This is a genomic window from Duganella sp. CT11-25 (assembly GCF_047302815.1).
In the GTDB taxonomy this organism is placed as follows: domain Bacteria; phylum Pseudomonadota; class Gammaproteobacteria; order Burkholderiales; family Burkholderiaceae_D; genus Rugamonas.
This window is the reverse complement of record NZ_JBKBFD010000001.1, coordinates 2,636,091-2,657,666: the sequence shown is the minus strand read 5'-3', so window position 1 is coordinate 2,657,666 and position 21,576 is coordinate 2,636,091. Positions and strand designations below refer to the sequence as shown.

At 64.9% G+C, this 21,576-nt stretch carries 19 protein-coding genes; 8 read left to right on the top strand and 11 right to left on the bottom strand.

The window, feature by feature from the left end; translation table 11 throughout:
- Position 1: 1 nt before the first annotated feature.
- A complete protein-coding gene (gene pgi / locus ACEN9F_RS11320) occupies positions 2 to 1,651 on the bottom strand; it encodes a glucose-6-phosphate isomerase (RefSeq protein ID WP_413420119.1) in 1,650 nt (549 codons plus the stop codon).
- A gap of 248 nt (positions 1,652 to 1,899) precedes the next feature.
- Here pgi and edd point away from each other — a divergent pair, with 248 nt between their 5' ends.
- Positions 1,900 to 3,822, top strand: a complete 1,923-nt coding sequence (gene edd, locus ACEN9F_RS11315; RefSeq protein WP_413420118.1) for a phosphogluconate dehydratase — start codon at positions 1,900 to 1,902, stop codon at positions 3,820 to 3,822.
- Between the two features lie 3 nt (positions 3,823 to 3,825).
- Positions 3,826 to 4,449: a bifunctional 4-hydroxy-2-oxoglutarate aldolase/2-dehydro-3-deoxy-phosphogluconate aldolase gene (gene eda, locus ACEN9F_RS11310; protein ID WP_413420117.1), complete on the top strand. Its 624-nt coding sequence runs from the start codon at positions 3,826 to 3,828 to the stop codon at positions 4,447 to 4,449.
- Between the two features lie 30 nt (positions 4,450 to 4,479).
- Here the strand turns inward: eda and ACEN9F_RS11305 are convergent, their stop codons facing one another.
- Both ACEN9F_RS11305 and ACEN9F_RS11300 read right to left on the bottom strand, forming a co-directional pair.
- On the bottom strand, positions 4,480 to 4,764 hold the full coding sequence (locus ACEN9F_RS11305) for a BrnA antitoxin family protein (RefSeq protein ID WP_413420116.1): 285 nt from the start codon (positions 4,762 to 4,764) through the stop codon (positions 4,480 to 4,482).
- Positions 4,757 to 5,038 carry a BrnT family toxin gene (locus ACEN9F_RS11300; RefSeq protein ID WP_413420115.1) on the bottom strand — a complete coding sequence of 94 codons (282 nt, stop codon included), beginning with the start codon at positions 5,036 to 5,038 and terminating at the stop codon, positions 4,757 to 4,759. Before ACEN9F_RS11300 ends, ACEN9F_RS11305 begins: the two co-directional genes overlap by 8 nt.
- A 128-nt stretch (positions 5,039 to 5,166) precedes the next feature.
- Between ACEN9F_RS11300 and ACEN9F_RS11295 the strand changes: the two genes are divergently transcribed.
- Positions 5,167 to 6,786, top strand: a complete 1,620-nt coding sequence (locus ACEN9F_RS11295; protein ID WP_413420114.1) for a glycoside hydrolase 43 family protein — start codon at positions 5,167 to 5,169, stop codon at positions 6,784 to 6,786.
- Here ACEN9F_RS11295 and ACEN9F_RS11290 read toward each other — a convergent pair whose 3' ends face one another.
- Complete coding sequence (locus tag ACEN9F_RS11290; protein ID WP_413420113.1) at positions 6,787 to 8,274, bottom strand: glycoside hydrolase family 28 protein; 1,488 nt, start codon at positions 8,272 to 8,274, stop codon at positions 6,787 to 6,789.
- A 5-nt stretch (positions 8,275 to 8,279) separates the two neighbouring features.
- A complete protein-coding gene (locus ACEN9F_RS11285; RefSeq protein WP_413420112.1) occupies positions 8,280 to 11,300 on the bottom strand; it encodes a TonB-dependent receptor domain-containing protein in 3,021 nt (1,006 codons plus the stop codon).
- 283 nt (positions 11,301 to 11,583) lie between these two features.
- Here ACEN9F_RS11285 and ACEN9F_RS11280 point away from each other — a divergent pair, with 283 nt between their 5' ends.
- Positions 11,584 to 13,707, top strand: coding sequence for a hypothetical protein (locus tag ACEN9F_RS11280; RefSeq protein WP_413420111.1), 2,124 nt, complete (start codon positions 11,584 to 11,586; stop codon positions 13,705 to 13,707).
- Here the strand turns inward: ACEN9F_RS11280 and ACEN9F_RS11275 are convergent, their stop codons facing one another.
- A complete protein-coding gene (locus tag ACEN9F_RS11275) occupies positions 13,708 to 14,601 on the bottom strand; it encodes a LysR family transcriptional regulator (RefSeq protein ID WP_413420110.1) in 894 nt (297 codons plus the stop codon).
- An 88-nt stretch (positions 14,602 to 14,689) separates the two neighbouring features.
- Here ACEN9F_RS11275 and ACEN9F_RS11270 point away from each other — a divergent pair, with 88 nt between their 5' ends.
- Entirely contained in the window at positions 14,690 to 15,466 is a 777-nt protein-coding gene (locus tag ACEN9F_RS11270) for an NAD(P)H-dependent oxidoreductase (RefSeq protein ID WP_413420109.1), read from the top strand.
- A 5-nt stretch (positions 15,467 to 15,471) separates the two neighbouring features.
- Here the strand turns inward: ACEN9F_RS11270 and ACEN9F_RS11265 are convergent, their stop codons facing one another.
- On the bottom strand, positions 15,472 to 16,914 hold the full coding sequence (locus ACEN9F_RS11265; protein WP_413420108.1) for a cytochrome P450: 1,443 nt from the start codon (positions 16,912 to 16,914) through the stop codon (positions 15,472 to 15,474).
- A gap of 89 nt (positions 16,915 to 17,003) precedes the next feature.
- On the opposite strand from ACEN9F_RS11265, the gene ACEN9F_RS11260 reads away from it, so the two are divergent.
- A complete protein-coding gene (locus ACEN9F_RS11260; RefSeq protein WP_413420107.1) occupies positions 17,004 to 17,840 on the top strand; it encodes a DUF6597 domain-containing transcriptional factor in 837 nt (278 codons plus the stop codon).
- Positions 17,841 to 17,848: 8 nt separating this feature from the next.
- Here ACEN9F_RS11260 and ACEN9F_RS11255 read toward each other — a convergent pair whose 3' ends face one another.
- Genes ACEN9F_RS11255 through ACEN9F_RS11240 form a run of 4 tightly spaced genes read right to left on the bottom strand, consistent with a single transcriptional unit; the run spans position 17,849 to position 20,269 of the window.
- On the bottom strand, positions 17,849 to 18,277 hold the full coding sequence (locus ACEN9F_RS11255; protein ID WP_413420106.1) for a VOC family protein: 429 nt from the start codon (positions 18,275 to 18,277) through the stop codon (positions 17,849 to 17,851).
- Positions 18,278 to 18,282: 5 nt separating this feature from the next.
- Positions 18,283 to 19,254, bottom strand: a complete 972-nt coding sequence (locus ACEN9F_RS11250) for a diguanylate cyclase (RefSeq protein ID WP_413427032.1) — start codon at positions 19,252 to 19,254, stop codon at positions 18,283 to 18,285.
- An 11-nt stretch (positions 19,255 to 19,265) separates the two neighbouring features.
- Entirely contained in the window at positions 19,266 to 19,895 is a 630-nt protein-coding gene (locus tag ACEN9F_RS11245) for a chemotaxis protein CheC (protein ID WP_413420105.1), read from the bottom strand.
- 2 nt (positions 19,896 to 19,897) lie between these two features.
- A complete protein-coding gene (locus ACEN9F_RS11240; protein ID WP_413420104.1) occupies positions 19,898 to 20,269 on the bottom strand; it encodes a response regulator in 372 nt (123 codons plus the stop codon).
- Between the two features lie 228 nt (positions 20,270 to 20,497).
- Here ACEN9F_RS11240 and rpiA point away from each other — a divergent pair, with 228 nt between their 5' ends.
- Together rpiA and ACEN9F_RS11230 are read left to right on the top strand one after the other, a co-directional pair.
- Positions 20,498 to 21,175 (top strand): ribose-5-phosphate isomerase RpiA, encoded by a 678-nt coding sequence (gene rpiA / locus ACEN9F_RS11235; RefSeq protein ID WP_413420103.1) that lies wholly within the window; start codon positions 20,498 to 20,500, stop codon positions 21,173 to 21,175.
- Positions 21,175 to 21,564, top strand: coding sequence for a hypothetical protein (locus tag ACEN9F_RS11230; protein ID WP_413420102.1), 390 nt, complete (start codon positions 21,175 to 21,177; stop codon positions 21,562 to 21,564). Before rpiA ends, ACEN9F_RS11230 begins: the two co-directional genes overlap by 1 nt.
- Positions 21,565 to 21,576 lie beyond the last annotated feature (12 nt).

Genomic DNA, 21,576 nt, shown 5'->3' with positions numbered 1-21,576 from the left:
ATCAGATGTGCTGTGCGGCCTTGGCCATGAAGATCAAGCCGTTGGTCGAGCTGTCGTGACGCTCGGGCTTGGCATCGCCGGTCAGTTCCGCGTGAATATTCTTGGCCAGGACCTTGCCCAGCTCCACGCCCCACTGGTCGAAGCTGTTGACGTCCCACAGCACGCCCTGCACAAAGGTCTTGTGCTCGTACAGCGCGATCAACGCGCCCAGCGTCGACGGCGTCAGCTGGTCCATCAGAATCGTGTTCGACGGACGGTTGCCCGGGAAGGTCTTGTGCGGCACCAGCGCCTCGATTTCCTCGGCGCCGAGTTTTTGCGCGCTCAGATCGGCGCGCACTTCATCGGCGGTCTTGCCGGTCATGAAGGCTTCCGACTGCGCGAAGCAGTTCGCCAGCAGCGAGTCGTGATGGCCGGGCAGGTCGTGCGTCGCGCGCAGCGCGGCGATGAAATCGATCGGCGTCACATCGGTGCCCTGGTGCAGCAGCTGGAAGTAAGCGTGTTGCGCGTTGGTGCCGCACTCGCCCCACACCACGGGGCAGGTCGGCGTATCGACTTCCGCGCCGTTGCGCGTGACGCGCTTGCCGTTGCTCTCCATGTCGAGCTGCTGCAGGTAGGCCGGGAAGCGGCTCAGGTCCTGGTGGTACGGCGCGATCGACAGCGAGCCGGCATCCAGGAACTGGCGGTTCCAGAAGCCGACCATCGCCAGCAGCACCGGCATGTTCTGCTCCAGCGGCGCTACGCGGAAGTGTTCGTCCATCGCATGCGCGCCGCCCAGGAAGGCGCTGAAATAGCCGAAGCCCACCGCCAGCGCCACCGCCAGGCCGATCGCCGACCACACCGAATAACGGCCGCCGACCCAGTCCCAGAACGGGAACATATTGGCCGGGTCGATGCCGAAGGCTTTCACCGCGTCGATGTTGGTGGAGACGGCGACGAAGTGGCGCGCCAGGTGCTCTTCCTTGGCCGACTGCAGGAACCAGTTGCGGGCGGTGCCGGCGTTCAGCATGGTCTCCGCCGTGACGAAGGTCTTGGAGGCGATGATGAACAAAGTCGTTTCGGGATCGACCTGCGCCAGCGCCGCATCCATGTCATGGCCGTCGACGTTGGAGACGAAGTGCATCTTCAGGCGCGGATGCGCATACGAGCGCAACGCCAGCACGGCCATCTTCGGGCCCAGGTCGGAGCCGCCGATGCCGATGTTGACGACGTCGGTGATCGGCTTGCCGGTGTGGCCCAGCCATGCGCCGCTGCGCACGCGGTCGGTGAAATCCTTGATGTGATCCAGCACGGCGTGCACGTCGCCGTTGATGTCCTGGCCGTCGACGACCAGTTCCTTGCCGCGCGGCATGCGCAACGCGGTGTGCAGCACGGCGCGATGTTCGGTAAGATTGATCTTCTCGCCATTCAGCATCGCATCGCGCTGGCGCTCGACGCCGCGTTCGCGGGCCAGGTCCAGCAGCAGGCCGACGGTTTTCGCATCCAGGCGGTTCTTGGAATAGTCCAGGAACAGGCCGGCCGCATCGACGGTGAGTTTGGGGAATCGCTGCGCGTCGGCGGCAAACAGCTGGCGCAATTGCCAGGTTTTGGCGTCGACGGCGTGGGATTCGAGGGCTTGGAAGCTGGCGGTGGTGGTCAGTGCAGGCTGGCGCATAATGTTTGGCGTCGTTAGTCTGTGATGGGGAGGGGATGCGTGAATGATACAGGAAAATCCGGTAAATTCACTACGGTTCGAGAGCCGATGCGGAATTTTTATGGCATTGGAGGTGTACTACTCTGCACGCTGACATGATTTGTCGGTGCCGCCGATAGCCCGCGTGAGCCAGCCAAATACAAGAAAAGCCAGTCGGCTTTGAAATTTTGTAGTAAAATTTCACGGAAATTCATTCATAAGGAACGATCATGGCGTTGCATCCAGTCCTAGAAACCGTCACCGCTCGCATTATCCAGCGCAGCAAACCATCGCGCGGCGCGTACTTGGCCCATCTTGAAGCGGCCCGCGTCAAAGGCGTACAGCGCGGCGCTTTGGCCTGTACCAACCTGGCGCACGGCTTTGCCGCTTTCCCCGCCAACGACAAGCTGTCGCTGAAGGAACTCAAGAAGCCGTCGGTGGCGATCGTCTCGGCCTACAACGACATGCTGTCGGCGCACCAGCCGTTCGAAGGCTTCCCGGCGCTGATCAAGGACGCCGTGCGCGAAGTCGGCGCCGTGGCCCAATTCGCCGGCGGCACGCCCGCCATGTGCGACGGCGTCACGCAAGGCCAGCCGGGCATGGAGCTGTCCCTGTTCTCGCGCGACGCGATCGCCATGTCGACCGCCGTGGCGCTGTCGCACAATATGTTCGACTCCGCCGTCTACCTGGGCGTCTGCGACAAGATTGTACCCGGCCTGCTGATCGGCGCGCTGCACTTCGGCCATTTGCCTGCGGTGTTCGTGCCGGCCGGCCCGATGACCACCGGCCTGTCGAATTCCGAGAAAGCCAAGATCCGCCAGCTATACGCGCAAGGTAAGGTCGGCCGCGCCGAACTGCTGGAAGGCGAGTCGCAGTCCTACCACGGCGCCGGCACCTGTACCTTCTACGGCACCGCCAACAGCAACCAGATGCTGATGGAAGTCATGGGCCTGCACCTGCCGGGCGCCGCCTTCATCACCCCGAACACGCCGCTGCGCGACGAACTGACCAAGGCCGCCGCCAAGCGCGCCGCCGTCATCACCGCGCAATCGAACGAATACCTGCCGGTCGGCCATGTGGTCGATGAGAAGTCCATCGTCAACGCGGTCGTCGCGCTGCTGACCACCGGCGGCTCGACCAACCACACGCTGCACCTGGTGGCGATCGCCAAGGCGGCCGGCATCGTCATCGACTGGAACGACTTCGACGAACTGTCGAAAGTGGTGCCGCTGCTGACCCGCATCTACCCGAACGGCAACGCCGACGTGAACCACTTCCACGCCGCCGGCGGCACCGGCTTCGTCATCCGCGAACTGCTGGATGGCGGCCTGCTGCACGACGACGTCACCACCATCCTGGGCAAGGGCCTGCGCGCGCACTGCGCCGAGCCTTTCCTGGGCGAGGGCGGCAAGGGCGTGGTCTGGAAAGACTCGCCATTGGAATCGGGCGACGAAGCGGTGCTGCGCAAGATCACCGCGCCGTTCTCGCCGGACGGCGGCACGGTGCTGGTGCAGGGTAACCTGGGCCGCGCGGTGATGAAGGTCTCGGCCGTCAAGCCGGAACACCAGACGGTGGAAGCGCCGGCGCTGGTGTTCAATTCGCAGGAAGATTTCATGGACGCCTACAAGGCCGGCACGCTGGACCGCGACTTCGTCGCCGTGCTGCGCTTCCAGGGCCCGCGCGCCAACGGCATGCCGGAACTGCACGCGCTGACTCCGGCGCTGGCCAACCTGCAGGACGCAGGCCGCCACGTGGCGCTGGTGACCGACGGCCGCATGTCGGGCGCGTCGGGCAAGGTGCCGGCGGCGATCCACGTATCGCCTGAGATCCTGGCCGGCGGTCCGCTGGGCCTGGTGCGCGACGGCGACATCATCCGCGTCTGCGCCAAGAGCGGCACGCTGGAAGCGCTGGTCGAATCGAGCGTATGGCATTCGCGCTCGCTGGCCACCGCCGACCTGACCCCGAACGGCGTGGGGATGGGCCGCGAGCTGTTCGCCATGTTCCGCAACAGCGTGTGCGAAGCGGAGAAGGGCGCGACCACCTTCGGGCTGCCATCCCCGATTCCTACCACGGTAGGCCTGCATGACAAAGACCCGGTCGGCAACACCGTACCAGGTTCCGATGAAGATTACTCGATGAAGAAAGATGCGTAAATCATGACTATGACTCTGCTCGACATTATGCGTACCTCGGCCGTGATCCCTGTGATCGCGATCGACGATCCTGAACATGCCGTCCCGCTGGCGCGCGCGCTGGTGGCCGGCGGCATCCGCGTGCTGGAAGTCACGCTGCGCACCAAGCACGGCCTGGGCGCGATCAAGGCCATGTCGGCTGTCGAAGGCGCTATCGTCGGCGTCGGCACGCTGACGCAGCCGGAAGAATTCGCAGCGGCGCGCGACGCGGGCGCGGTGTTCGGCGTCTCGCCGGGCCTGACGCCGGCGCTGATCGCCGCCGCCAAGAGCAGCGGCCTGCCGCTGCTGCCGGGCGTGATGACGCCGTCGGAAGTGATGGCCGCGCGCGAACAGGGCTTCAAGCAGTTGAAATTGTTCCCCGCTGTTCCAGCCGGCGGCATCGGCATGCTGAACGCGATCAACGGCCCGCTGCCGGACGTGACGTTCTGTCCGACGGGCGGCATCTCGCAAGAGACGGCGTCGCAATTCCTGGCGCTGAAAAACGTCGCCTGCGTCGGCGGCTCCTGGCTGACGCCGAAAGACGCCATCGCCGCCGGCGACTGGCAGCGCATCACCGACATCGCCAAGGCCGCCAGCGGCCTGCGCTAACACCCCAAACGACGCCTCGGCGTCGTTTTTTTATGGTGCCGCGCCAAGCAGTCGCTGATCGAGTTCTTCGCGAAGCACCTTGCGGAATCCGGCTACGGTCAGCGGCTGGTTGTCCTTGTTGCGCTTGTCGGCGCTTTTTATGGCGTCGCGGAGTGCGGCGTTAATCATTGTCTGATAGCCGGTCCCCTGTGCTTCGGCCCTGTTGCGAAAGAAGGCAATGACATCATCGTCCAGCATGATGGTGATGCGTGTCTTTCCTGTCGGGTCAATGACTGGACCGCGTTTGCCTCTACTGAAATCGTATTCCTTATCCATGGTATTGCTCCGCTTCGCTTTTGCTGGCTTTACGCGCGGAAATCACTCGTGTTCGGTTTCCGCGTGGAGTGTGGATGACGACTAGAATTCTGCCGACGGCGTCGGTGCCCACCGTACTGAATCGCTGCTCCCCGTCTGCATCAGGAATTTCGATCGTGATGGACATCGGGTCGTTCAGCGCTTCCTCGGCCTGCGAAAAGCTGACTTTATGCTTGATCAGGTTTGACTTTGCCTTGGCGGGGTCGAACTCTATGTCTTTGCTGGGATTATGCATATACTATGCATATACAGTCAAGCAAGCTCGCGTGTGTTGATCAGACGCATCTAATAAGCAGATTTGTGAGCGATATTTGGGATTGCTCGGTGATAAGATAATCCTCTTCAATCGGAGAGGGATGGGCTATGCCGGGAAAAATCCACAGCTGGATCGCGATGATGTGCGTGCCGGTGTTCTGTTCTTCCGCCGCGCTGGCGGAACCGGTCCTACGTTACGCCAACCCCATCGTCTACGCCGACTATTCCGATCCGGATGTCATCCGGGTCGGCGACGATTACTACATGGTGGCGTCGAGTTTTCATTTCTCACCCGGCATTCCTGTTTTGCAGTCCAAGGATCTGGTGCATTGGAAGATCGCCGGCCATGTGTTGGATAAGCTGAGTTTCGATCCTGCCTATAATATGCTCCCGCCTTACACACTCACCGACAGCACGTCGAAGCCGGTGGGCAAGGGGATGCGTTATGCGGGCGGCGTATGGGCGCCGGCCATTCGCCATCACAACGGCCTGTTCTATGTCTATTGGGCCACGCCGGATGAGGGCATCTTCATGAGCTCGACAGCCAGCCCCGCCGGCAAATGGTCCGATCCCGTGAAGGTGCTCGACGGCCCGGGATATGAAGATCCCTGCCCGTTCTGGGATGACGACGGCAAGGCCTATCTGGTCCACTCGAAAGTGGGGGCGGGACCGGTGATCCTGCACGCCATGAGCCCGGACGGCAAAACGCTGTACGACGCCGGCACGACCATCATTGAAGACAAGGCCAACCTGCCGGTCCTGGAAGGTCCCAAGACCTACAAGCGCAACGGCTACTACTACATCTTCGCGCCCATCGGCGGCGTGGAGACCGGCGCGCAAGCCGTCATGCGGTCGCGGAAGATCGAGGGGCCGTATGAATACAAATCGGTGCTCAATCCCGGTAACGGCTTGAAAGGCCCGCACCAGGGCGGCTATGTCGAGACGCCTTCGGGGCAGGGCTGGTTCATCCACTTCAACAGCACCGGCGCATTCGGCCGCATCGCCCACTTGCAGCCGGTGGCGTGGAAGGATGACTGGCCTGTGATGGGCGCGGCGGGCGTGCCCGTATCGGACCATGTTTATCCCGACACCGGCAAACAATCCGCCGACAAGATCCAGGACACGGACGAGTTTTCAAGCGACAAGCTCGGCCTGCAATGGTCGTGGAATCACAATCCCGATGATGCGCGCTGGAGTCTGTCGCAGCGGCCCGGCTACATGCGTATCGAAGCCAACAAGGCCAGGTATCTGGTCGGCGCCCGCAATACGCTGACGCAGATCCTGCAAGGCCCGCATTCCGTCATCAGCACGCGGATCGAAATCAAGGCGCTGGCCAACGCCCAGAGAGCGGGCCTGAGCCTGTTCGGCGTGAAGCTGCCGTGGATAGGCGTGGCGCGCGACAACGGCGCGAACTACCTGACTTACTCCAACGCCGGCGAGGAGACGCGCGGCGCCAAAATCGAAGGCGACGCCATCATCCTGCGCGCCCGGGTCTTTGAAAGCCAGTTCGTGCAATTCTCCTACGCCTTGGGCGAGAACGAAGCGTTCAAGGATGTCGGTCCGGTGACGCCGCTGGCGAAATTCTCGTGGTGGAAGGGCAGCCGTCCCGCCGTGTTCACCTACATCAAATCCGAGACGGATGAAGTCCAGTCCACCCGAACCGGCCGCGATCAAATCAAGCAGAATTACATTGATGTCGACTGGTTCAGGGTGACGGACTGGAAGTGATCAGGTACAGGATGCATCGGCCAGCAGCGCCGGCCGCGCGTCCTTGCCGGCGTTGAGGAAGCGGACCCGCAGCAACGTCAACCCGCGAAGGTGCCGCGTCCACAAGCCGTAGGCCGGCATGACGGCCGCGTACATATGCGGATCAGGGTAGATATCCTGGCTGACGGGGACGTCCGCCGCCTTGATCGCCGGCTCCGTGGCGGCCGCCATCTTGATGGTCACGTCGCGCAGCAGCACATGCTCTATCTGCCTGCCTTGCATGCCGGTAAAGAAGGAGCCGCGCACGCCGTTGTCATCGCCCGTGATGCGGTCGAACACGATGTGGCGCAGGTTGCCCGGCGCGGGCCGCGCCTGGCCCGGCCGCACCCGGCCGCGATCGCCCAGGTAGAGGAACAAGGGGCTCTCGCTGCGCACGATATGGGCGTCATGTACCAGCACGCGCTCCAGCGTGCCGCCGTCGACGATTTCCCATGAGATGCCGCCGTCCGACTTGCGCCGCTTGCGCGAGCGCATCGTCTCGGCGGGCCCGCCCAACACCACATTGCGCACCAGGATATTGCGGAAGTCGCCCTGCGAATCGGTGCCGAACTTCAGCGCGTTGCAGCTGCTGAAGAACTGGCAGTTTTCGACCAGGATGTTTTCCATCGGACGTTGCCCTGCGCCCTTGAAGCACAAGGCGTCGTCGCCCGAATTGATCCAGCTGTTGCGCACGATGACGCGGCGGCAGCCATCGATATCCAGTCCGTCGTTGTTATGATTGGCCTGGTTCTCAACCCGGATGCCGTCGATCAGCAAGTCCTCGCAATTGAGGTAGTTCTGCATCCAGCACGGCGAGTCCTTCAGGTTGATGTCCTTGATCACCACGTTCCTGCAATCCAGCATGCGGATGATGAAGGGACGGCCCGGCGTGCCGCTGATGGTTTCCTCGCCGGGGAAGTTGTCGTGCGTGCCGCGGCCGTCGATGGTGCCCTTGCCGCCGATGCCGACACGCTCGCAACCCTGGGCAAAGATCAGCGATTGATTCATGCCCATATTGCTGTCCATGACGGTCAGCCGCCTGGCCAGCCGTTCCGGATAGTCCTTCAGGTTGGTGCTGGCGAGCAGGCGGCTGCCTTCGGCGATCTCCAGCATCACGCCGGAGCGCAGGTCTATCGTGCCGCTGACATAGTCCCCTTGCGCCAGCCGCACCGTGCCGCCGCCCGCAGCCGCGCAGGCGTCGATGGCGCGCTGGATGGCGGCGGTCGCCAGCGAACCGGCCGCCAGTCCATAGGCTTCCGGCTGGAAGACGCGATCCGGCACCGGCCATGCGAGCAGGGTCTTGGTCAGGTTCAAGGCCATGAGGTCGAGGTCGTTGCGCAGGCGGTCGGACCATTCCGGCGCCGCGCCGCAAGGTGTCGCCGCCATGACGGCCGGCGACACCCAGCTGCCGAGCAGGCCGCAGCCCAGCGCCAGGGCGAGGGTGCGGCGTTGTGGATTGATGGCGTTCATCGCTCTCACAGTTTGAGGTTCAGGGTGACGAACATCGATCGTCCGAGGGGATCGTAGGTCGCCGCGATGGTGTTGTTGGACGGCAGCTGCGACGAACCCAGGACCGGCGGATCCTTGTCGAGCACATTGCGCATCCCCGCAGTCACGCTGAAGGTTTTGCTGAACTCGTAGCCTGCCGTCAGATCCAGGTAAGTGTACGCCTTGATCACCGGATTGGTCAGCGACTCCAGCGCCGGCGGCGTGTTGCCCTGGCGCTGAGGGATGACGTAGGTATCCACCGTCACGCTGTCGATGAAGCGGGCGCGGGCGGACAACATCAGCTTGCCGGTATTCATGGTCAGGCGGGCGGTGCCTTTCCAGCGTGGAACCGGCTGGCCGCAGGTCGCGCCCCAGGAGCCCACGCATTGGTTCTTGATGTTCGGCAGGTCCTGGATAGGCGTGAAGGTCAGCTCTTTCACATACGTCCAATTGGTGTCGAAATTCCAGCGGGTGTTGCCCATCAGGCCCCAGTCGGTACGGAAGCCATAGTGCCCCGCGAAGTCGTAGCCTTGCGTTGTGATGCCGCCGATATTGGCCGCGGTGGTCATCACGTAGGTCGGCGCCGCGATCTGGCCGGTGATCGGATCGCGGTTGATCGCCTTGCAGTACACGCTGTTGGCATTCTGGATCGTCTTGTAGCACAGGTCCAGCACGGACTGGATGCCGCCGCCGCCCAGCGTCGAAATCGCGTCGTCCAGCGTGATCTTGTAGTAGTCAAGGCTCAGGTTCAGCCCCTTGATGAAGGTCGGCGAGTAGACTGCGCCGACCGTCGTGGTGTGCGACTTCTCTGCGGTCAGGTTGGGGTTGCCGCCGACCACCTGGTTGATGAAGTTGGATGGCTGCACGGCCTGGTCGAACACCAGGTTGGCCGGCACGCCGGTGGCCACGCACAGCGCCCTGACCGCCTCGGTCTGCTGCGAGGCCGGCTGGCGGTTGGAGCAAGGGTCGGTCGCGGTCGGACCGTTGGTGCCCTGGCCGCCAAACAGTTCGCCCACGTTCGGCGCGCGTATCGATTTTTGCTTCTGCGCGCGGAAGGTCAGGCTCTCGGCCGGCGCCCATTCGGTGCCGATGGAGCTGGTCCAGACCTTGCCGACCGATTCAACGTCATAGTCGGAACGGCGGAAGGCGCCGCTCACGCTCAGGCGCTTGGCGAACGGCTTGTCGGCCAGCAGCGGCACCCGCGTCTCGCCATAGAATTCCTTGACGCTGGACGAGCCCTGCGTGGCCAGCGCCGCGTTCCAGCCGGACACGTCGCCGGAGGCCAGGAAGGCGTCCGGCGTGTATTTGGCGGTGGCGCGCCGGTGTTCGACGCCGACCGAGAAATCGACCGCGCCGGCCGGCACTTCGGCCAGCTTGCCGGTGATGTTGCCGGCGGCGACTTGCTGTTCCGCGCGGATCGTCGAATTGGAGAAAATCGAGATGGCGTTCCTGGCCGCGTCGGTCATGTTCTGGCCGAACGGGTTGAGCACCGGCGCCGCGCCGCCTTGCGACAGGATCGCATTCTGGAAGCGGCTCAGCGCAATCGAGCCGCTCTGGTTCTGCGATTCGATGGTGCGGCTGTTGGTGTAGTACATATCGTACTTCAGGTCGCTCAGGAATTTTTCCGAAACATCCTTCAAATCGCCGCGCAGGCCGACCGCCACGCGGAACACGGAATGGTCCGTTTCCGCCGCGCGCGTGCCGATGTCGGGCAGGCGGCGGTTCAGGTTCAGCACGGCCAGGCCGTCGCCGGCCACCGTCGTCAATGTCTGCGTGCCGGCGGTGACCCTGGTGGTGCCGGTTTCCTTCAGGTCGAGCTGGCGCATGACTTCCTGCATTTCCGGGCTCAGGTAGGGGTTGTTGGTGTTCACCAGGAAGTTGCCGCTCGCGCTGGTTGGCGCGATCTGCACGTTCGCGGTGTTATTGCTGAAGTGCAGCTCCATGTAGCCGGTGTTGTGCTCGTCAAAATCGTAATGGGAGAAGGCATTGCCCATCCAGCGTTTTTGCGGCGTCACCAGGTAGGAGTTCGGGCCGAGGTCATAGGCGTCGGCGGCGGTATAGGGGCGGATCGCCTTGCCGGTCTGGTCGAAGATGGCGCCGAGCGAGCCCATGTTTTGAAGGCCGGCAGCGATCATGGCCGCGTTCAGTGCCGGGTTGGAGCTGGACGAACCGACCACCGGCAGGTTGCCGATGCGGCCGTTGGGCACCGTGGCCGAGCCGCTGTAGACCAGGCCCGGCCTGCCGCCTGCGGACAAGCAGGTCTGGCCGGACGGGACCGCTTGCGGCGTGCCAGGACGGGTCGCCGACCAGGAGGAGGCGGTGACGCAGCCGTCGCCCATGGACGGCAGCGCCCAGTCGCCGCGGTCGGCGCGCGTCATGCCTTCGCGGTCCATGTAGTTGACGGACAGGACGGCGTTGCCTTTGTTGTTGGCGAAGTTGCCGCCCACCGTCAGGTCGAGGCTTTTGGTCGGCGTCTTGCTGGGCTGGTCCCAGGTGCGCTGGGCGTTGACTTCGACGCCTTCGAAGTTGTCGCGCATGATGAAGTTGACGACGCCGGAAATGGCGTCCGAACCGTACACGGCGGACGAGCCGCCGGTGACGGTTTCAATCCGCTTCACCAGCGAAGAGGGGATGGTATTGATATCGGTGGTGAAATCCGGGCCGGTGATGGCGAAGCGGCGGCCGTTGACCAGCACCAGGTTCCTGGTCGGCCCGAGATTGCGCAGGTTCAGCGTCGAGGTGCCGGACGGCTGGCCTGCCTGCATGGTGTTGGCGGTCGGGCTGCTGAGCTGGTTGGCGGTAAATTGCGGCGTGTCGGACAGCAGCGTTTCCAGGCTTTGCGTGCCGGTCACTTTCAGTTCCTGCTGGTCGACCACGGTAACCGGCGTCGGCGCCAGGTAGCCGCCGCTGGCCAGCCTGGAGCCGGTGATGACGACCTTGTTTTCATCGGGTTTGGCCTCTGGCGCCGCATCCTGCGCGCTGGCCATGCCGGTGACGCTGACGGCCACCAGTAACGCCGAAATCGAATGCCCATGACCTAGCCTGCTTCTTTTATTTTTACGCATTGTTGTCTCCGTTTTTCACCTAATGGGAAGCCTCTTGTTACGCTAACAATAAATTGTTTGCGCAACCATTTGGCTGTGGTAAATAGTAGGTAGCTTCATATCGCGCAGTCAATCGGCGGCCGCTCAAGCCCTTGACTAAAGCCGCTATAGTCAACAAGTTGATTGCTTGCGATGACGAACTGTTGCTTTTTCTGGATATGATCCTTGCCCAATCATGGAGATAAAAATGACCCACCCTCGCTGGCTGCGGCTGATGTTACTGGCTACCATTTTCCTCGGCAGTGCGGGGGCGGCTGAGCTGCCCATCGACCGCCGCGCCCTGGTTGAGCGGCACAGCCCGCATTTGAGCGCTGTCGATCCGTGGGCGCCGCTGAGCGTGGGCAACGGCCAGTTTTGCTTTACCGCCGACGTGACGGGCCTGCAGACTTTCCCCGACTATTACAGCAGGAACGGCATCGCGGTGGAGACGCAGGCGCGCTGGTCGTGGCATGAGGACCCGAATCCGAACGGCTACAAGCTGGCCGACGCCAACCGCGACTACACCGCCCATGGCCAGACCGTGGGCTATCCGACCAATCTCCAGGCGCCGGCGGCCGGATGGCTGAGGGAGAATCCGCATGCGATGCCGTTGGGACAGCTGCGCCTGCATTTGAATGGCAAGGTACTGGCCATCGATGACATCAAGAACATCGACCAGAAACTGGACCTGTGGACCGGTATGCTGACCAGCCGCTATACCATAGAGGGACAGCCCGTCAGCGTGACGACGGCGGCCAGTCCCGGCCAGGATACGCTGGCGGTGCGCATTGCCTCGCCGCTGCTGGCCAGCGGCAGGCTGGCGGTGCGCCTGGCGCTGCCGCGCGGTTATGTCATCGCGGTCAAGGCGAATCCGCCGCTGGACTGGTCGCAGCCGGAATCGCACAGCACCAGGGTGACGTCGCAGGGCGAGCGCATGCTGGCGCTGGAGCATGTGCGCGACGGCGCGCGCTACGCCGCCGTGCTGAACGCGGCGGCGCCCATTTCCATCGCGAGACCGGCGCCGCATGAATTCCAGATCGCGCCCGCAAAAGGCGGGGAGCTCGATTTCACGCTGTCTTATTCTGCTGGCGCCGCCGTGCCCGCTGCGAGTCCGGCGGCGGTGCTGGAGCAAAGCGCCAGTCATTGGCGGGCGTTCTGGCAGAGCGGCGCGGCCGTCGATTTCAGCGGCAGCACCGATCCGCGCGCGGTGGAGCTGGAGCGGCGCGTGGTGCTGTCCCAGTATCTGACCGCGATCCAGTTCGGCGGCGACTTCCCGCCGCAGGAAAGCGGCTTGACCACGACCACCTGGTACGGCAAGCATCACACCGAAATGGTGTGGTGGCATGCGGCGCACTTCGCGCTGTGGGGCCGCCCGCAATACCTGGACAACACGCTGCGCTGGTTCCAGCAGACCTTGCCCGTCGCACGCCAGATCGCGGCATCGCGTGGGCTGAAGGGCGCGCGCTGGCCCAAGATGACCGGCCCTCAGGGACGCGATAGCCCCGGCGGCAATCCGCTGATCGTATGGAACCAGCCGCACCCGATCCACCTAGCGGAACTGATGTACCGCAGCGCGCCGGACCGGCGGACGCTGGATCAATATCGCGAGCTGGTCTTCGCCACCGCCGATGCGATGGCGTCCATGCTGCACTGGGACGCGGCCGGCAAGCGCTATGTGCTCGGGCCGCCGCTGTGGATCGCGCAGGAGATCTACGATCAATCCACCAGCATGAATCCAGCCTATGAATTGAGCTACTGGGCCACGGGCTTGCAGATCGCGCAGCAGTGGCGCGCGCGTCTCGGCCTGCCGCCGGATCCGGACTGGGAGCGGAAGCGTTTGCAGCTATCCAGGCTGCCGCAAAAGGATGGCAAGTATGTCGCGCTGGAATCGACGCCGGATACCTGGGACAACATCGCCAGCCGCCATGATCATCCATCGTTCCTGATGGCGCTGGGCCAGCTGCCTGGCGCCGGTGTCGATCGCGAGGTGATGCGGCGCACGCTGGATGCGGTGCTGGCGAGCTGGGACTGGCATACCAAGATCTGGGGCTGGGATTATCCGATGATCGCCATGACCGCCGCGCGCCTCGGGGCGCAACGGCAGGCGGTGGACGTGCTGCTGAAAACCGATGGCCCCAACAACGGCTACACCGCCGCCGGACACAATCCAAATACCAATCTGCCGGTCTACCTGCCCGGCAATGGCGCCTTGCTGGCCGCCGTGGCGATGATGGCCGGCGGCTGGGATGGCGCGCCCTCGCAGGCGGCGCCGGGCTTTCCGCACGATGGCGGCTGGGTGGTGCGCGCCGAGGGCTTTAAGCCACTGCCGTAGTCACACAGCCGCCGCGATATGCTCGCGCAGCCATTGATGGGCGGGGTCTCGGTGCGAGCGCTCGTGCCACAGCATGGCCATTTCGTAGCCCGGCACGGCGAGCGGCGGTTCGACCATCCTGAGCGCGCCGTTGCCGCGCACCAGGCGCTCGGGCAGCATGGCCACCATGTCGCTACCGGCCAGCGCTGAAATCACGAACAGGAAGTGGGGCACGGACAGCGCCACCCGCCGCGTCAGTCCCGCCTCCGCCAGCGTATCGTCGGTGATGCCGCGGAAGCCGCCGCCGTCAGGCGAGACGACGACATGCTCAAGCGCGCAGAACTGCGCCAATGTCGGCCGCCGCTTCAAGCGCGGATGACCCGCGCGGCCGGTCAGCGCGTAACGCTCCTCGAACAGCGGACGGCGGCGCAAGCCTTCCGGCGCGCCGTCGGTGGTGTGGAAGGCAAGGTCGATCTGGCCCTGCTCCGATTGCTGGGCGATGCGGGCGGGGGCGAGTTCCAGCACGGCCAGGCGGGTATCCGGGGCTGCGGTCCGCAAGCTGGCCAGCGCCGGCAGCAGTATCGTCGATTCGCCGTAGTCGGAGGCTGCAACGCGCCATGTCTGCCGTGCCTGCAACGGATCGAAAGGGCTGGCCGGCGATACCGCGCGCCCCAGCGCTTCCAGCGCATCGCGCAGCGGCGCGCGCAGCTCCTCCCCGCGCGCCGTGGGACGCATGCCGCGCGGTCCCGGCAGCAGGAGCGGATCCCCGAAGATATCCCTCAGCTTGGCCAGGTGCACGCTGACCGACGGCTGCGAGAAGTTCAGGCGCTGCGCCGCGCGCGTGACGTTGTGCTCGGAGAGCAGCACGTCCAGCGTGACGAGAAGATTGAGGTCCAGCCTTCGAAGATTATTCATGTTAATACCTGCTATATTGGGAATTCATTTCCAATATACCGGAGCGCGACCTATCCTGCATGCTCTTATCTTATTTGGAGATGCTGTCATGAATGTCCTGATCGTCTATGCCCATCCTGAACCGTTGTCGCTGAATGGTTCGCTGAAAAACTTCATGGTCCAGCGGCTGGAGCGCGCCGGGCACCAGGTCCAGGTGTCCGACCTGTATGCGATGAACTGGAAGTCCGCGCTGGATGCAGCCGACAGCCTCGATGCGCCGGATGGGCGCTTCAATGCCAGCCTCGCTTCGCGGCAGGCGTTTGAGCGCGGCCGCCAAAGCGAAGACATCGTGCGCGAGCAGCGGAAACTGCTGTGGGCAGATACCGTCATCCTGCAGTTTCCGCTGTGGTGGTTTTCAATGCCGGCGATACTCAAGGGCTGGGTGGAGCGCGTGTATGCGTATGGCTTTGCCTACGGCGTCGGCGAGCATTCCGATACCCGCTGGGGCGACCGCTATGGCGAAGGCACGCTGGCCGGCAAGCGCGCCATGCTGGTGGTCACGGCGGGCGGATGGGAATCGCACTATGGCCCGCGCGGCATCAACGGGCCTATCGACGACATCCTGTTCCCTATCCATCACGGCATACTGTACTACCCGGGCTTCGATATTTTGCCGCCGTATGTCGTCTATCGTACCGACCGCACGGACGATGCGCGCTACGCCTTGTTTTGCGAAGAACTGGGCCGGCGCCTCGATACGCTGGCCACGACGGCGCCGATACCATTCCGTCCGCAGAATGGCGGCGAATACGATATCCCGCAAATGACGCTGCGCGCCGATATCGCGCCCGGGGAGCAGGGCTTCGCCGTGCATGCCGGGCGCTGATGCGGTTATGGCGCGCGGTGCCGCAACCGCATGCGCAGGCCGATCGGCGACATGGTGAAGCCGGATAGTTCTTGCGGCTCGCTGTTGTCGACGGTGGCGATGGATGCGATGTCGAAGCTGCCGAGCAGCATGGCGGTGGCGAGCTTGATTTCCAGTAGCGCCAGGTAACGCCCCGGGCAGGTACGCACGCCGGCGCCGAAAGGCATCGAGACATGCTTGTTCATCGCGTCGTCGCCGCGCCGCAGCCAGCGCTCGGGATCGAAACCGGCGGCGTTGGCGACGTGGCTTTCGCTGACGCTGTCGTTGCGCATCACCAACCATACCAGGCCGCCTTTCGGCACGGCGACATCGCCGATCACGCTGTCGCGCAACGCTTCCAGCGGAATGTACGGCGCCACCGGCTTCAAGCGCATCGCTTCCTGCGCGCAGGCGTCCACGTAGTCCAGCGCATCCATTTGCTCGATGTTGAACGCCGCCGGATCGGGCGCGATCCGCATCACTTCCTCGCGCGCTTTTTGCAGCGTGGCCGGATTCTGTTTCAGCAGGTAGAGCATCCATGCCAGCGTGTTGCTGGTGGTGTCTTCGCCGGCCAGCAGCATGGTGGTGACGTTGCCGGCGACGGCGATGTCGTCGACGCTGCCGCCGCCTTCCGCCGCCGCGCAGATCATCGCTTCCAGCAGGTTGGCGGGGTGCTCGCGGCGCGCCGGCTCGGCGTTCAGGCGCGTGCGCGCGGCGGCGATCAATTCGTCGATAGCGCCGCTGAGCGCGACGACGCTGCGGTCCAGCTGGCGGTCGGCCGGCAGCTTGATGTAGCGCCAGTAGGGGAAGAGGGAGATCGAACGCCTGGCCACCGCCGGCAGGATGACGTCCATGTGGCGCTGGATCACGTCCTCGCCGCCGTCGATGGTGTTGACGTCCGTGCCGAACGCCAGGCCGGCGATGATGTCGACGCTGAAGCGTTTCAGGTCCTCGGCCAGGTCGATGGCGGCGCCGGTCTGCGCGGCCTGCCGCCAGTGGGCCTGCAGGCGTTGGCCGACCTTGACCAGGGACGGGAAGTAAGCCTTGACCGCGTGCGGCGCCAGCGCCGTCATCACCATGCGCCGCTGGTCGCGCCATGCCGCGCCTTCGGCCAGGAATACACCTGGACGCCCGCCCATTTCATCGGATACCTGCGCTGTAATCGCGGGACGGCGGAAGCCCTCCGGCCGATCGCGCAGCGTGGCGCTGACCAGTTCATGGCTGGACACCACCAGCAGCGGCGTCTTGCCGAAGGTGATGCGGAACAGCGGACCGTACTGGCGGCTCCACGCCTCCACGTCCTGGTGGATGCGCAGGGGACGCAACTGCGCCAGGTTGCCCAACAGCGGCCACGGCTTCGGCCCCGGCAGATCGGCGATCTGGCGCAGGGTGGTGGCTGGTGTTGTGGTGCTGGTCATGATGTTTTGCATTATGGCTCCTCTGGCGACGATGCCTCACTATGCCTCGTCGTCCGTCGCCCGTATTGAACGTTTCCGACAAACGAGTATAAACTCCCCGCATGACCGCTCCGAACCATACCCGCCTGATCGTGCCGCCGTTCGCGCTGGCTTCCTGCGTGCGCGCCTGCATCACGCGCAGCACGGTGGAGGCGCCGCTCGCCGAGCCGGCCGACCGCTTCAATCACTTCCCGGCCACGCCGCTGTGCTCCATCACGTGGTTCATCGAGGGCGAGGCGGAAGTGGTCGAGCCGCCGACGCCATGCCCGCCGATGCGCGCCGTATTCTGCGGCCCGCAGACGCGGCCCATGGTGACCTACAATCCCGGGCCGGTGCGCATGTTCATGGTGATGTTCTACCCGCAGGCGATGCACGCGCTGAGCGGCATCGACGTGCCGGGCTGGGTCGACCGCTGGGCCCCGCTGGAGGAAGTGCTGGACCCGGCGTGGCAGGCGATGTCCGACGCCGTGCTGGCGGCCGCCGACGATGACGCGCGGCTGGCGCTGATCGCCGCCTTGCTTGAGCCGCTGTGGCAGGCCAGGCGGCCGGGCGGCGCCGCCGGCATCGCCGGCGACTGGGTGCGCCACCTGGCCTGGCAAGCGGCCGACTCGGTGCTGGGGCGCGGCGCGCGCAGCGTCGAGCGGCGCATCAAGGCCAGCGCCGGCCAGCCCTTGCGCAGGCTGCTGCGCATGCAGCGCGCGGAGCAATCGTTCTTCGACGCGCGCGACGAATACCTGGCCGGGCGCGTGGTCTGGTCCGACGTCGCCGCGCGCGGCGGTTATTCAGATCAGGCGCATCTATGCCGCGAGGCGCGTGAAATCACCGGCCGCAGTCCGGCGGACCTGGCGCGGGTGCTGGCCAACGAAGAGAGCTACTGGATCTACAGGATCTGGACTTGACCGTACTCTTAACCGAGCACGCCGCCCCAGGCGGCGGGATCGACGTCGGCCACCGTCTGCGAGAAGGTCCAGATATGGCCGCCGGGATCGGCCACTGAATACTGTCGCTCCCCGAACGGGTAGCCGGTGGGCGGGCTCAGCGAGCGCGCGCTGGCGGCCAGCGCGCGCTGATAGTGCTGGTCGATATCGGTGACGCGCACCATGATCGAGTGGCAGGCATGCGGGCAGGGCGGCGTCGGCTTGGGCCGCTGCGCCACCACCACCGCGCCGGCGCCGCCGGCGATATCCAGTTGTACCCGATGGTCGCCGATGCGCAGGCGTTCCGCAAAGCCGAAGGCCTGGCACAGCCATGCGGCCGCGATGGCGACGTCCGGATAGTGCAGCACAGGGATCACCATCACATCCTGCATCGAGCGGTTGCTGGCCAGTTGCGTCATCGGCGTCACCCCGGCAGCAGGGAGGCGATGCGGTTGCGGCCGTTGTGCTTGGCCTGGTACAGCGCGCGGTCCGCCGCGCCGATCAATGCGTCGATCTCGGCCGGCGCATCGACCTTTTGCGTGGCGATGCCGATGCTGACCGTGACCTGGCGCGTGCCGGCGTCGCCGCGCTCGTGCGGTATCGCCAGTTCCAGCGCGCGGGCGCGGATGGCTTCGGCCATCAGCGTGGCCTGCTCGACGTCGGTCTCGGGCAGTATCATCGCGAACTCCTCGCCGCCGTAGCGCGCCATCAGGTCGCACGGGCGCTTGAGCATGCCGGCCAGCGCGGCCGCCACCTGGATCAGGCACTGGTCGCCCTTCTGGTGGCCGTAGTGGTCGTTGTAGGCCTTGAAGTGGTCGATGTCGATCATCAGCAGCGACAGCGGCGTGCCGCCGCGCTTGGCGCGCCGGTGTTCCTTCTCCATCGCGACGTCGAAGTGGCGGCGGTTGGCGATGCCGGTCAGGCCGTCGGAGAAGGTTTGCGAGCGCAGCACCATGGTCTGCTCGCGCAGCAGCTTCTCGCGGGCCACGGCGATGCTGACGTCGTTGATCTGGATCAGGCAGTGGCGCGCTGCGCCTTCGACCGCGATCGGCGTCACTTCCACCGCCTGCTGGATGCGCTCTTGGCGCGCCGCCGCCGGCGCGTTGGCGTGCAGCGCGAACGGCGCCTTGTTCAAGGTCTGCGACAGCAGCGACGGGAAGTTGTTGTACAGCGCCTGCTGGATCGCGGCGTCGACGCGGCCGCCGCGCAGGCCGGGGCAGACGGCGAAGAAGTCGGCGCCGATCACCTTGTCGTGCGCCAGGCCGGAATGCTTGGTCATCCAGGCGTTCCACAGCACGATGCGGCGTTCGCCGTCAAGCACGATGGCGCCCAGGTTGACCGCGCACAGCACGCTGTGCAGCAGGCCGAGTTGATCGCTGGCGGGCAGGGTGTTCATCGCCATGGCCGCTATGCCTGGCCCATCGCGCGGGCGATGTAGAGATTGATCTGTCCCTTCAGGTCTTGCAGCGCCGACAGATCGAGCACGAAGGCGACGTAGCCGTGGATCTGGTGCTTCTCCAGCAGGAAGTCGATGTGCAGCATCAGCACCACGGTGTCGGCCGCGCTGCCGGTGGCGGTCAGGATCTCGTCGCTGGTGCCGACGTGGTATTGCGGCAGCGAGCCTTGCAGCTCGTGCTGGAAGATGTTGGCCAGCGTGCCGACGCAGGAGTTCAGGATGATGTTGCCGATCTCGCACATGGCTTCCTGCTCCATCTCGGTCAACTCCTGCAGCGGCACCGATTCGCCCACCATCAGGCGGACGATCTCCAGGCTTTTATCCTCAGGGAACATCAGGATCGCCTCGGTCTCGAACGCGCCCTGGTAATGCTGGCTGACGCCGCAGATGCGCTCCGGCTCGTCGGAGTCGCGTGCGCCCAGCAGGCGCGCGGCCTCGGCGCGGGGGATGAAGCTGATCGACGGCACCGACATGCGCACCGCTTCGTTGACGATGGCGCTCATCGAGGCCGCCGCCTGGCCCACGCCGATGTTGAAGATCTCGATCAGCGCGTCGTTTTCCAGTTCTGAGAGGTTGAGCATGATTACGCCGCTTCCAGGGTCGCCAGCAACAGCGCGATGCGCGCCTCGGTGATCGGCTTTTCGACGAAGCCGATGCCCATCGCGGCGGCGCGCTCGCGCGTGGCCGTCTGCACATTGGCCGTCAGCAGCGAGATCGGTATGGCGGGGAATTCCTGGCGCAGCTGCTCGGCGGCGGCGATGCCGCCCATGCCCGGCATGTTCACGTCCATCAGGATCAGGTCCGGCGCCACCTCGCGCGCCTTGAGCAGCGACTCCTCGCCGGTGCCGGCTTCGGCGACCACCCAATCGGCATGCAAGCCGGTGATGTATTGGCGCGCCATCATGCGCGATACGCGGCTGTCATCGACAATCAAGACTGTTTTGGTTTGCGTCATATTCCATCCCCAGCGATCTTTTTTTTGAACCTGCGTGGCGATCATTCTCGCATATCCGGACCCGTCGCTGGCGACCATCGTTGCATCATGAACAGCGCTTGTGCGAGTCTGCTACACCGCGCCGGCGGCTGAGTTGTCTGAACGCAATTTTTTTACCGAAAACAGGGACGGGGGAGGGCGATCCGTTAAAATAGCGCCATTCGATTTCCCCTTTCTTATAGAAACATCATGACCCAAGACGAACTGAAACAAGCCGTAGCCCGCGCCGCCATCGAATACGTGGTGGCCAACGAGATCATCGGCGTCGGCACCGGCTCGACCGCCAACTTCTTCATCGACGAACTGGCCAAGATCAAGCACACCATCAAGGGCGCCGTGGCGTCCTCGGAAGCGACCGCGGCCCGCCTGCGCGGCCACGGCATCGAGGTGTTCGACCTGAACGACGTGCCGGAGATCGCCGTCTACATCGACGGCGCCGACGAGATCACAGAAGCGGGCGCTATGATCAAGGGCGGCGGCGCGGCGCTGACGCGCGAGAAGATCGTGGCCTCGGTGTCGAAGCAGTTCGTCTGCATCGCCGACGGCTCCAAGCTGGTCGACGTGATGGGCAAGTTCCCGCTGCCGGTGGAAGTGCTGCCGATGGCGCGCGCCTCGGTCACCCGCGCGCTGGCCAAGATCGGCGGCACGCCGAAGCTGCGCCTGAAGCCGGGCACCGACGAGGCTTTCATCACCGACAACGGCGGCATGCTGATCGACGTCGCAGGCCTGTCGATCACCGACCCGGTCGCGCTGGAGCAGCGGATCAACCAGATCGTCGGCGTGATCGCGGTCGGCCTGTTCGCCGCGCGCGGCGCCAACGTCTGCCTGCTGGGCACGGCCGACGGCGTCAAGACGCTGAAATTCTGATGACCGCCCGCTCCCTGGTCCTGCTGTTGGGCGGCGCGCTGTTGAGCGCCGCGCTGGGCGCCTGCTCCTGGCTGCCGTCCAAGTCGCGCGACGACGATGCCGCCGCCGCCCAGGCGCTGGCCGCCGCGCGCAAGCCGGCGCCGCGCACCACCGCCGCCGACGGCACGCCGCTGGCGCGCATCGACGGCGTCGAGATCGAGAAGGTGCCGTTCCGCCCGGGCGTCTCGTCGGCGACGGTCGAAGTGCTGGCCAAGCAGCGCGGCTGCACGGGCGGCTGGGGAGCGGGTTTGGTGAGCGAACCGGGACCGGTCGAGGTGTATCGCATGACCTGCGAAAGCGGGAAGGTGTTCATGGCCAGGTGCGAGCTGAAACAGTGCAAGGCCATGTAGTGCGAAGGCCGG

Bases quoted from the DNA above. Each gene is read 5' to 3' on its own strand.
- ACEN9F_RS11300 (WP_413420115.1), bottom strand. From the start codon at position 5,038: ATGCATAATCCCAGCAAAGACATAGAGTTCGACCCCGCCAAGGCAAAG.
- ACEN9F_RS11245 (WP_413420105.1), bottom strand. From the start codon at position 19,895: ATGCTCAACCTCTCAGAACTGGAAAACGACGCGCTGATCGAGATCTTC.
- ACEN9F_RS11305 (WP_413420116.1), bottom strand. From the start codon at position 4,764: ATGGATAAGGAATACGATTTCAGTAGAGGCAAACGCGGTCCAGTCATT.
- ACEN9F_RS11295 (WP_413420114.1), top strand. From the start codon at position 5,167: ATGCCGGGAAAAATCCACAGCTGGATCGCGATGATGTGCGTGCCGGTG.
- ACEN9F_RS11265 (WP_413420108.1), bottom strand. From the start codon at position 16,914: ATGCAAAACATCATGACCAGCACCACAACACCAGCCACCACCCTGCGC.
- pgi (WP_413420119.1), bottom strand. From the start codon at position 1,651: ATGCGCCAGCCTGCACTGACCACCACCGCCAGCTTCCAAGCCCTCGAA.
- rpiA (WP_413420103.1), top strand. From the start codon at position 20,498: ATGACCCAAGACGAACTGAAACAAGCCGTAGCCCGCGCCGCCATCGAA.
- ACEN9F_RS11290 (WP_413420113.1), bottom strand. From the start codon at position 8,274: ATGAACGCCATCAATCCACAACGCCGCACCCTCGCCCTGGCGCTGGGC.
- ACEN9F_RS11260 (WP_413420107.1), top strand. From the start codon at position 17,004: ATGACCGCTCCGAACCATACCCGCCTGATCGTGCCGCCGTTCGCGCTG.
- ACEN9F_RS11280 (WP_413420111.1), top strand. From the start codon at position 11,584: ATGACCCACCCTCGCTGGCTGCGGCTGATGTTACTGGCTACCATTTTC.
- ACEN9F_RS11240 (WP_413420104.1), bottom strand. From the start codon at position 20,269: ATGACGCAAACCAAAACAGTCTTGATTGTCGATGACAGCCGCGTATCG.
- edd (WP_413420118.1), top strand. From the start codon at position 1,900: ATGGCGTTGCATCCAGTCCTAGAAACCGTCACCGCTCGCATTATCCAG.
- ACEN9F_RS11275 (WP_413420110.1), bottom strand. From the start codon at position 14,601: ATGAATAATCTTCGAAGGCTGGACCTCAATCTTCTCGTCACGCTGGAC.
- ACEN9F_RS11250 (WP_413427032.1), bottom strand. From the start codon at position 19,254: ATGAACACCCTGCCCGCCAGCGATCAACTCGGCCTGCTGCACAGCGTG.
- ACEN9F_RS11230 (WP_413420102.1), top strand. From the start codon at position 21,175: ATGACCGCCCGCTCCCTGGTCCTGCTGTTGGGCGGCGCGCTGTTGAGC.
- eda (WP_413420117.1), top strand. From the start codon at position 3,826: ATGACTATGACTCTGCTCGACATTATGCGTACCTCGGCCGTGATCCCT.
- ACEN9F_RS11270 (WP_413420109.1), top strand. From the start codon at position 14,690: ATGAATGTCCTGATCGTCTATGCCCATCCTGAACCGTTGTCGCTGAAT.
- ACEN9F_RS11255 (WP_413420106.1), bottom strand. From the start codon at position 18,277: ATGACGCAACTGGCCAGCAACCGCTCGATGCAGGATGTGATGGTGATC.